Source organism: Enterobacter soli ATCC BAA-2102 (assembly GCF_001654845.1).
In the GTDB taxonomy this organism is placed as follows: domain Bacteria; phylum Pseudomonadota; class Gammaproteobacteria; order Enterobacterales; family Enterobacteriaceae; genus Enterobacter; species Enterobacter soli.
The window spans coordinates 1-756 of sequence record NZ_LXES01000008.1 but is presented as its reverse complement, the minus strand read 5'-3'; the positions used below and the strand labels follow the sequence as shown (position 1 = coordinate 756).

Annotated in this window: 1 pseudogene; it reads left to right on the top strand. The window is 46.7% G+C overall.

Annotation, left to right across the window (positions count from 1 at the left end):
* Positions 1–150 precede the first annotated feature (150 nt).
* Positions 151–756 (top strand): annotated as a pseudogene (locus M987_RS02725) (hypothetical protein); the annotation flags it as partial.

Genomic DNA, 756 nt, shown 5'->3' with positions numbered 1-756 from the left:
TATGGAAGTAAAATATCGCATCAGGATATGAATAGTAATCCCCGTGTAATTGTTGAATATCTTAATACTACCAATGGGAATAGTTCTCTGGCCAGGCTGTATATGTTCAGAACTTTTTATTTAAGAAAAGTAACAGACAGGAATGAATGGATGTTATTGAACGGGAATACCATTGAGCTCCCGCGCCCTATGCCAGAAGATCAACTCCGCCAACAGGTCCAGCGTAAGCTGGATGCACAAATGGATGACATCAATAAAATAACCTACAAACCTTACCCGCATTACGCCCCAGGTTTTTGCCTCGATAATGAATATCACTACTATCCGGGTCGGCTGGAAAAGAACGAGTCTTATTCTTTGGTCTGGCACTCAAAGCGTAAAGGCTCAAATACGTTCCTGTCTGTGGATGTGGAAACCTACCTTAAAGGTGAGGAGGCTGAAATGGAAAGCCGGGTCTCCAAGGGCAAACTGCTGCAACTTTTCTTCCCGAGCACAACCATTGAGGTGGGCGGTATGAAAGGCGAACTGTATACCAGCCGCGATAAAAGCAATCCGTCGGCCAGGGAATTCCAGTGGATCCCCAGCCATGTAGAGACAGGCAATCATATGAAACCGCTGATCAAAATCGCCGGACGGTTTGACACCCGCGATCTGCCGCCAGAGCTGCGTGACAAGATCAGCGGTGAAGAGCTGGCGATATGGGTGCTGGAAAGCATCAAAATGCGTAAAGGTGCAGACGAAGATATTCAGATGTTC